The sequence below is a fragment of the Pseudomonas sp. SIMBA_068 genome (genome assembly GCF_046534705.1).
GTDB classification, from domain to species: domain Bacteria; phylum Pseudomonadota; class Gammaproteobacteria; order Pseudomonadales; family Pseudomonadaceae; genus Aquipseudomonas; species Aquipseudomonas putida.
Genome location: NZ_JAWRYI010000974.1, coordinates 1 through 256, shown reverse-complemented (window position 1 = coordinate 256; position 256 = coordinate 1). Strand labels below are relative to the sequence as shown.

Annotated in this window: 1 protein-coding gene; it reads right to left on the bottom strand. The window is 46.5% G+C overall.

From position 1 onward, the window contains the following. Window positions 1–50: 50 nt before the first annotated feature. On the bottom strand, window positions 51–256 hold a 206-nt coding region (locus SB756_RS32330), incomplete at its 5' end, for a hypothetical protein (protein ID WP_410913536.1).

The window sequence follows — 256 nt, the reverse complement described above, 5'->3', positions numbered from 1 at the left end:
AAGCCAAGCGCGCTGACTCCTGCCGATCAAAATCATAAATGGAATACTTTTTACTTTTGGAATGGCCTTCCATTTATGATAGTGTCATCACCGCCCACTGAGAAAGCCTGGTGTTCTGCAAAAGATGCCGCTGCCAGAAAGGCGTTCTGATAAAAACAAAAACAGGAGTCATCTATGTCGAGTTCTCCCAACCTTGATGTCAGCACCTTCATGGACGCTAGAAAAATGAGCGCCAGGCAATGGCTGGTGCTGTTTC